Genomic DNA, 8,091 nt, shown 5'->3' with positions numbered 1-8,091 from the left:
CGGACACACGGCACCCCGAGTAGAGCGGGTGACCGGGATCGAACCGGCATGGCCAGCTTGGAAGGCTGGGGCTCTACCATTGAGCTACACCCGCGGCGCATCGCTTACACTACCCCGTAGGATAGTGAAGCAACGCCTCGGGGCGTAGCGTAGTGGCTAGCGCGCCTGCTTTGGGTGCAGGAGATCGGGAGTTCGAGTCTCCCCGCCCCGACCGGTACTCTCGGCGCGTCCATCCGATCCACCGCCGCATCAGGAGTTAGCCGCGCCGTGAAGGCCACCAAGGAGACCCTCAGTCCCACCCGGGTCAAGCTGACCGTCGAGGTGCCCTTCGACGAGCTCAAGCCGTCCGTCGACGCCGCCTACCGCAAGCTCGCGCGCGAGGTCCGGGTTTCCGGCTTTCGGCCGGGAAAGGTTCCTCCGCGCATCCTCGACCAGCGCCTCGGCCGGGGTGTGATCCTCGAGGAGGCCATCCAGAACGCTTTGCCGCGGTTCTACACCGATGCCGTGCAGCAGGAGGAAGTCGACGTCCTGTCCCGGCCCGAGGTCGACATCAGTTCGTTCGCGGACGGTGCCCCGCTGGTCTTCACCGCGGAGGTGGACGTCCGGCCGGACATCTCGCTGCCCGACTACCACGGCCTTGAGGTCACCGTTGACGCGGTCGAGGTGACCGACGAGCAGGTGGACGAGCTGTTGACGACCATGCGTGAGCGGTCCGCCGTGCTCAAGCCGGTCGAGCGCCCGGTGCAGGCCGGCGACTTCATCTCGCTCGATCTGTCCGCGACCGTGGCCGGCGAGGTGATCGACGATGCCGAGGCCGCCGGCATGTCCTATGAGGTCGGCAGCGAGAGTCTGATCGACGGTCTGGACGCGGCGATCACCGGCGCCGGTGAAGGGGAGAGCCGCACGTTTGCCACCGAACTGCTCGCCGGCGAGCTGGCCGGCAGTGTGGCCGAGGTCACGGCCACGGTCCGGGGCGTCAAGGAGCGCGAGCTCCCCGAGCTCGATGATGACTTCGCCACGACGGCCAGCGAGTTTGATTCGCTCGCTGAGCTGATCGCGGACATCCGCGGGCGCCTTGTCCGGGAGGCCGAGATCGGCCAGCTCGGTCAGGCGCGCGAGCGCGTCCTCGACGTCCTGATCGAGCGGGTCGACGCACCCCTGCCGGATTCGGTCCTCGACGACGAGGTTGCGGCCCGCGAGCACCGTTTCGCCCACGAGCTTGAGCGGATGGGCGTTGACCGCGCTGCCTACCTGGAGACGCTCGGCCAGACTGACGAGGAACATCTCGCCGACGTGCGGCAGCTCGCGGCGAAGGCTCTGAAGTCGCAGTTCATCCTGGATGCTGTGATCAATGCCGAGCAGCTCCGGATCGATCAGGGCGAGCTGATGGAGCAGGTGATCAGCCGGGCGCAGCGCATGGGGGTGAGTCCCGACGCCTTCGCCCAGCAGCTGGCCCAGGGGGACGGTCTTTCAGCGATCATGGCCGACACCCTGCGGAACAAGGCACTCACGTTCCTGCTGCGGCAGGCGACGGTCCTCGACCCGGCCGGAAGCGAGGTCGAGCTGGCGCTGCCCGCTCCGTCGGTACTGGGCGCTATAGCGGCCGAGGACGGCGCAGTCGTGGAGGACGACCTCGACGACGACCTTGACGACGACCTCGACGGCGATGTTGCCGATGATGCCGATGGTGATCTTGATGCGGTCGGTGGCATCGGTGCGGAGAAGGCGGGCGGGTCTACCGATCCCGCACCCAGCGCCTGAACTCTGGCGGCGGCGAACGACGGACCAGTGGCGGCCCCCGGGTATCTCGTCCGGGGGCCGCCGCATTCCGGCGGGCCAAAGGCGATGTGATCGTGGTTCTTCTCGCATCGCCGGCGGCCGAAGTCCCCGGATCGCCGGCGGGAGGGCGGGCCGGGCGGTCGGACGGCCCGCCGTTGATCGATTGCCCGGAATACCCGGATTGAGCGGCGCTGGGCTCGCTCGCCCTCACGCCCAGCGCGAACATCGAGCGCTAAGCCCCGGAACTGACTCGGGTCACAGATAGTGTCGAGCCGGTCAGATCAACCGTCGCCAGTGCGAGGAAGCCGAGGAGCTAACCGTGAGTGACATCGCAGCCCCGAGCCTGGTCGTCCCACAGCTGCGTTCGCCGGGGCAGGGCGGGGTCGGTTTCGACGAGCAGGTCTTCAACCGTCTGCTGCGCGAGCGGATCATTTTTCTGGGTTCGGTGGTGGAGGACCAGATTGCCAACGCGATCTGTGCCCAGCTGCTGCTGCTCAACGCCGAGGACCCGAGCCGGGACATCTTCCTCTACGTCAACTCTCCCGGTGGATCCGTCAGTGCCGGTATGGCGATCTACGACACGATGCAGTACGTGGAGAACGACGTGGCGACGGTTGCGCTCGGACTCGCCGCATCCATGGGACAGTTCCTGCTGTGCGCGGGTGCGGCCGGCAAGCGCTACTCACTTCCGCATGCGAAGATCATGATGCACCAGCCGTCGGGTGGCATCGGTGGTACCGCGTCAGACATCGCCATCCAGGCCGAGCAGATGCTCTATACCAAGCGGATGATGCAGGAACGGATCGCATTCCACACCGGCCAGGCGATCGACCAGATCGAGCGGGATTCCGACCGTGACCGTTGGTTCACAGCCGACGAGGCCAAGGACTACGGGTTCGTCGACCACGTCGTGGCTCAGGCCCGCCAGGTCCCCAGCGAGGGCCCGGTCAGCTAGCCGCGTCCCGCGGACACCCGGCCGACACCGCCGGCATCCGGAAACCGACCATCACCCGCCGTCGCGGAGGCACCCATCATGTACCAGTCGATTATCGGCCAGATCTCAGGTAACGGTCTGCCCGCCAGCCACTACGGGATCCCTCGGGTCATCGAGAAGACCAGCCGTGGCGATCTCTACCTTAATCCCTACGAGAAGCTGCTGCGGGAACGTATCGTCTTTCTCGGTATCCCGATCGACGACCTCTCCGCCAACGACGTGATGGCGCAGCTGCTGTTCCTGGAGTCCGAGGACCCCGACCGGGACATCTCGATCTATATAAACTCGCCGGGCGGATCCTTCACCTCGCTGACCGCCATTTACGACACGATGCAGTTTGTCCGGCCGGACATCCAGACGATCTGCATGGGCCAGGCCGCGTCCGCGGCGGCGGTGCTGCTCACCGCGGGGACGCCGGGCAAGCGTTTCGCGCTGGAGAACAGCCGGATCCTGCTGCACCAACCCTCCGGGCAGGGTGAGGGGCAGTCCAGCGACCTCGAGATTCAGGCCAGGGAGATCCTCCGGATGCGTTCCCTGTTGGAGCGGATGCTCGCCCGGCACACCAAGCACACCGAGGAAGAGATCCGCCGCGACATCGAGCGTGACAAGATTTTCAGCGCGGCCGAGGCGCAGGAGTACGGCTTGATCGACGAGGTCATCCTGACCCGGAAGTCGTCGCAGTTGACGACCGCGGCGCCAGCGGGTCGCTAGGGCTTGTAGTGGTTGGCCCAGCCGAAGGGTGCGTGATCATGGTTTTTCGCGCGCCCGGAGGCTTGTAGTGGTTGGCCCAGCCGAAGGGTGCGTGATCATGGTTTTTCGCGCGCCCGGAGGCGGCGGGGATCCGGCCTCCACCGCGGTTGCCGGGACGGGTGGCGCGTCCACGTTGTTCAAAGGTTCTATCCGGACGGCGTGGACGCGCAAGGACGTGGCAGGTGACCGTAGGCTGACCCACACGAGCCGCGCGATAGGGCTCTCACCGGGCGGCTTCAGGGGGTACGGTCCCCACGGGGAGACAGGCCCTTGCCCATCGCGGCCGGCGCAACGACAGAGCCGTCGGCAGCTTTGGGCAGCCGCAGATGTGGATATGCCGCAGATGTGGATATGCAGCCCGAAGCCGCTGGCGTCATGACGCAGCCGCTGGCGGCAGAGGGCAGGATGGTAACAGACAGGCGACGACCGGGCGGCCTGGCCGCCCCTGACCTGCAGGCGACACCATCGTCTGGACGAAGGGACTGAGTCCTCGGTGGCACGCATAGGTGACGGCGGTGACCTGCTCAAGTGCTCGTTCTGTGGCAAGTCCCAGAAGCAGGTGAAGAAGCTCATCGCCGGGCCCGGCGTCTACATCTGCGACGAGTGTATTGATCTTTGCAACGAGATCATCGAAGAGGAGCTGTCGGAGTCCTCTGATCTCAAGTGGGACGAGCTGCCGAAGCCGCGCGAGATCTATGAGTTCCTGGACGGCTACGTGGTCGGTCAGGAGCAGGCCAAGAAGACCCTGTCGGTTGCTGTCTACAACCATTACAAACGCGTTCAGGTGGGCGGTGGTGACAGCAAGGGTGATGTTGAACTGGCGAAGAGCAACATCCTCCTGCTGGGGCCCACCGGATGTGGTAAGACGCTGCTTGCGCAGACCCTGGCGCGGATGCTCAACGTTCCGTTCGCGATCGCCGATGCCACCGCGCTCACCGAGGCCGGATATGTCGGTGAGGACGTGGAGAACATCCTGCTCAAACTCATTCAGGCCGCCGACTACGACGTCAAAAAGGCCGAGACCGGCATCATCTACATTGACGAAGTCGACAAGATCGCGCGCAAGTCGGAGAACCCGAGTATCACCCGGGACGTCTCCGGCGAGGGCGTCCAGCAGGCGCTGCTGAAGATACTGGAGGGAACGACCGCCAGCGTTCCCCCGCAGGGCGGTCGCAAGCATCCGCACCAGGAATTCATCCAGATCGACACGACGAACGTCCTGTTCATCGTCGGTGGGGCCTTTGCCGGGCTCGATCAGATCATCGATTCGCGGATCGGGAAGAAATCGCTGGGGTTCCGCGCGGTCCTGCATGGCAAGGACGATCCGGATGTGGCCAACATCTTCACCGACGTCATGCCGGAGGATCTGCTCAAATATGGAATGATTCCCGAGTTCATAGGTCGACTGCCAGTGATCACCAGTGTGTCGAGTCTTGACCGGGAAGCGCTCATCCGCATCCTCACCGAACCGAAGAACGCTCTGGTGCGTCAGTACAAGAAGTTGTTCGAGCTGGATAATGTCGATCTTGACTTTACGGGTGACGCGCTGGACGCGATCGCGGACCAGGCAATACTGCGAGGGACTGGTGCGCGTGGGCTCCGAGCAATCATGGAGGAGGTCCTGCTGTCGGTCATGTACGATATTCCCAGCCGCAAGGACGTCGCCCGGGCAGTGGTGACCCGCGAGGTCGTTCTGGAGCATGTCAACCCGACGCTCGTGCCGCGCGACGTCGCCGCATCCAAGCGGGGTCCCCGCCAGGAGAAGTCGGCCTGACATGACAAGTCAGCCGGACACTGTCGCGGACGCCGACACGGCCGCTCTCACCCGGGTGAGCAGGGCGCTGGCCGAACGCTTCCCGCATCGGATGCTGCCCGATCTGGAACGCATGCGGGACTTGGTCGACCTGCTGGGCCAACCCCAGCGGGCCTACCCTTCGATCCATCTGACGGGGACCAACGGCAAGACCTCCACAGCCCGCATGGTGGATTCGTTGCTGTGCGCCTTCGGAATCAGACCCGGCCGTTACACGTCCCCGCACCTGGAAAGCGTCACTGAACGTATCTGTCTGGCTGGTCAACCCGCTCCGGCTGCCACCTTCACCCAGGCGTACGACGACGTCATCCCCTACGTTGAGCTTGTCGACAGCAAGCATCCCGAACGTGTCACCTTCTTCGAGCTGCTGACCGCGATGGCTTTCGCCGCTTTCGCCGATGCGCCGGTCGATGTCGGTGTCATCGAGGTCGGCATGGGCGGGACCTGGGACGCGACCAACGTGCTGAACGCGGCCGTGACGGTGGTGACTCCAATCTCTCTTGATCATCAGGAACTTGGTGCCACCCTCGACGCGGTGGCGGCGGAGAAGGCCGGCATCATCCACGCCGACGCGCTCGTCGTGCTCGGCCAGCAGCCGTTGGAGGCGGCGGAGGTGCTGCTGCGCCGGGCCGGCGAAGTCGGAGCGACGGTGGCGCGCGAGGGGCTGGAGTTCGGGGTCCTCGCTCGTGATCTTGCCGTTGGCGGTCAGAGGGTGACTATCCGTGGGCTTGGTGGTGTCTATGAGGATCTGTTGCTGCACCTGCACGGCGCGCATCAGGCTCACAACGCTGCGTGTGCGCTTGCGGCGGTCGAGGGATTTCTCGGTGGCGGTCGGGAGATACTCGACCTCGACGCCGTCCGCGCCGGGTTCGCGCAGGCCGATTCGCCAGGCCGACTGGAGATCGTCCGGCGCTCGCCGACGGTCCTGGTGGACGGCGCACACAACGTCGCGGGCGCACACGCGCTGGTCGCGGCGATCGAGGAGTCGTTCAGCTTCGATCACCTCGTCGGTGTCGTGGGGATGCTCGCGGACAAGGACGCGGCCGGCATTCTGGCTGCGCTGGAGCCCGTGCTGAACGCCGTGGTCGTCACCCAGAGCCGTTCGCCACGGGCCATGCCGGTGGATGATCTCGCTGCGATTGCTGTGGATGTGTTCGGCTCTGACCGGGTGGAGGTTGCCTCGCGTCTGGATGACGCTCTCGATGCGGGGGTTCGCCTGGCAGAGGAGGATTCCCATCTGGCCGGTGCCGGGGTGCTGGTGACCGGTTCCCTTGTGACGGTGGGGGAGGCCCGCCGTCTCCTGCGTCGCTGACCGGTAGGTTGCTACCTGGGCCGAAGGCGGCGCGATCATGTCGTTCGCGCGCCGCCGGCGGCCGTGCGGGTCATGACTTGGGCCGAAGGCGGCGCGATGATGTCTTTCGCGCCGCCGGCGGCCGTGCGGGCCCAGTCTCACGTCTGTCCATCTGAGTGACAAGAAGGAGTTCCGTGTCAGGCGAACGCACACTCGTGCTGGTCAAGCCCGACGGCGTGAGCCGCGGCCTCGTCGGTGAGGTCGTCGGTCGGCTGGAACGCAAGGGTCTGACCTTGGTCGCACTTGAACTGCGCACGCTGGAGCGGTCGGTGGCCGAGACCCACTACGCCGAGCACGCAGCCAAGCCGTTCTTTGGCGAGCTGGTCGACTTCATCGTTTCCGGCCCGTTGGTCGCATTGGTCGCCCAGGGACCGCGGGCGATCGAGGCGGTGCGTGGCCTCATTGGCGCTACCGATCCGGTCAAGGCGGCGCCAGGATCCCTGCGTGGTGACCACGCACTGGAGATCGGGCAGAACCTCGTCCACGGATCCGACTCGCCGGAGTCGGCCAAGCGCGAGATCGACTTGTTTTTCCCGGGGTTGATCTAACTCCACGGCGAGATCCCGGGGCGAGATCGTGATCGGTTCGGCATTGAGGATCATGTGGTCGGTGATGTCGGACCGTTTGCCCGGATTTTTGCTCGGATTATCGAACACCGACGCTCCGGGCGCGCTCCTCGGTCTCCTCGGGTAGCATTCTCGTGACTCCGGGTGTTAGAACTGGTCGTACGGGTTGGGGCTGGCAGGCAGGTTGACCCGACATGGCGAGTGGACCGTCACACGTCATGGATCCCTCACCGGGACGGCAGGCTCGGTTAGCCCGGTTTAGGCTTTTGGTGTCTGCGGGAGCGTCTCTACTGGATTGCCGGACCACTGGATGGGGCTCATCGGGGAAGCAGTGGATACGCCCACGTCACGGACACCGCCTGCCTTACAACTCCAGCACGCCCAGCGTGCGCACCCAGACCGCACACCCGGGAAGGCCGGCATCCGACGATGTCCAGTTCGTTGTCGTTCCTAGGCCGTGACATGGCCGTCGACCTTGGCACCGCCAACACCCTTGTCTACGTGCGTGGTCGCGGGATCGTGCTGAACGAGCCCAGCGTGGTAGCGATCAACACCACCACCACGGGGATCCTCGCGGTCGGTACCGAGGCGAAGCGGATGATCGGCCGCACGCCGGGCAACGTGGTGGCGATTCGTCCCCTCAAGGACGGCGTCATCGCGGACTTCGACACGACCGAGCGTATGTTGCGGTACTTCATCCAGAAGGTCCACCGGCGGCGCCACTTCGCCAAACCGCGGTTGGTCGTGTGCGTCCCCTCCGGAATCACCGGGGTCGAGCAGCGGGCCGTGAAGGACGCCGGATATCAGGCTGGTGCCCGAAAAGTCTACATCATCGAGG

7 protein-coding genes and 2 tRNA genes are annotated in these 8,091 nt (G+C 65.4%); 8 read left to right on the top strand and 1 reads right to left on the bottom strand.

Translation table 11 applies throughout. The features are described 5' to 3' along the window. Nucleotides 1-23: 23 nt before the first annotated feature. Nucleotides 24-94: transfer RNA gene (locus U9983_RS25315), tRNA-Gly, on the bottom strand. 44 nt (nt 95-138) lie between these two features. Between U9983_RS25315 and U9983_RS25310 the strand changes: the two genes are divergently transcribed. The 8 genes from U9983_RS25310 to U9983_RS25275 form a co-directional block, all read left to right on the top strand. Next, nucleotides 139-211: transfer RNA gene (locus U9983_RS25310), tRNA-Pro, on the top strand. 56 nt (nt 212-267) lie between these two features. Continuing rightward, entirely contained in the window at nt 268-1,761 is a 1,494-nt protein-coding gene (gene tig / locus U9983_RS25305) for a trigger factor (RefSeq protein ID WP_322756412.1), read from the top strand. A gap of 337 nt (nt 1,762-2,098) precedes the next feature. Next, on the top strand, nt 2,099-2,734 hold the full coding sequence (locus U9983_RS25300; protein WP_322756411.1) for an ATP-dependent Clp protease proteolytic subunit: 636 nt from the start codon (nt 2,099-2,101) through the stop codon (nt 2,732-2,734). Between the two features lie 78 nt (nt 2,735-2,812). Further along, on the top strand, nt 2,813-3,484 hold the full coding sequence (locus U9983_RS25295; RefSeq protein WP_322756410.1) for an ATP-dependent Clp protease proteolytic subunit: 672 nt from the start codon (nt 2,813-2,815) through the stop codon (nt 3,482-3,484). Between the two features lie 532 nt (nt 3,485-4,016). Beyond that, the gene (gene clpX, locus U9983_RS25290; protein ID WP_322756409.1) at nt 4,017-5,297 is read left to right on the top strand and encodes an ATP-dependent Clp protease ATP-binding subunit ClpX; all 1,281 of its coding nucleotides are present in this window, start codon (nt 4,017-4,019) and stop codon (nt 5,295-5,297) included. Nucleotide 5,298: 1 nt separating this feature from the next. Continuing rightward, on the top strand, nt 5,299-6,648 hold the full coding sequence (locus tag U9983_RS25285) for a folylpolyglutamate synthase/dihydrofolate synthase family protein (protein ID WP_322756408.1): 1,350 nt from the start codon (nt 5,299-5,301) through the stop codon (nt 6,646-6,648). 173 nt (nt 6,649-6,821) lie between these two features. After that, entirely contained in the window at nt 6,822-7,235 is a 414-nt protein-coding gene (gene ndk / locus U9983_RS25280; protein WP_322747288.1) for a nucleoside-diphosphate kinase, read from the top strand. A gap of 447 nt (nt 7,236-7,682) precedes the next feature. After that, nucleotides 7,683-8,091: rod shape-determining protein (locus tag U9983_RS25275; RefSeq protein ID WP_416211535.1), on the top strand; the 409-nt coding region annotated here is incomplete at its 3' end.

This window comes from Protofrankia sp. Cas3 (assembly GCF_963555955.1).
In the GTDB taxonomy this organism is placed as follows: domain Bacteria; phylum Actinomycetota; class Actinomycetes; order Frankiales; family Frankiaceae; genus Protofrankia.
This window is presented reverse-complemented; position numbering and strand designations above follow the sequence as displayed.

What these genes read in the sequence shown, in the direction of transcription:
- U9983_RS25295 (WP_322756410.1), top strand. Translation starts at nt 2,813, where the DNA reads ATGTACCAGTCGATTATCGGCCAGATCTCAGGTAACGGTCTGCCCGCC.
- U9983_RS25285 (WP_322756408.1), top strand. Translation starts at nt 5,299, where the DNA reads ATGACAAGTCAGCCGGACACTGTCGCGGACGCCGACACGGCCGCTCTC.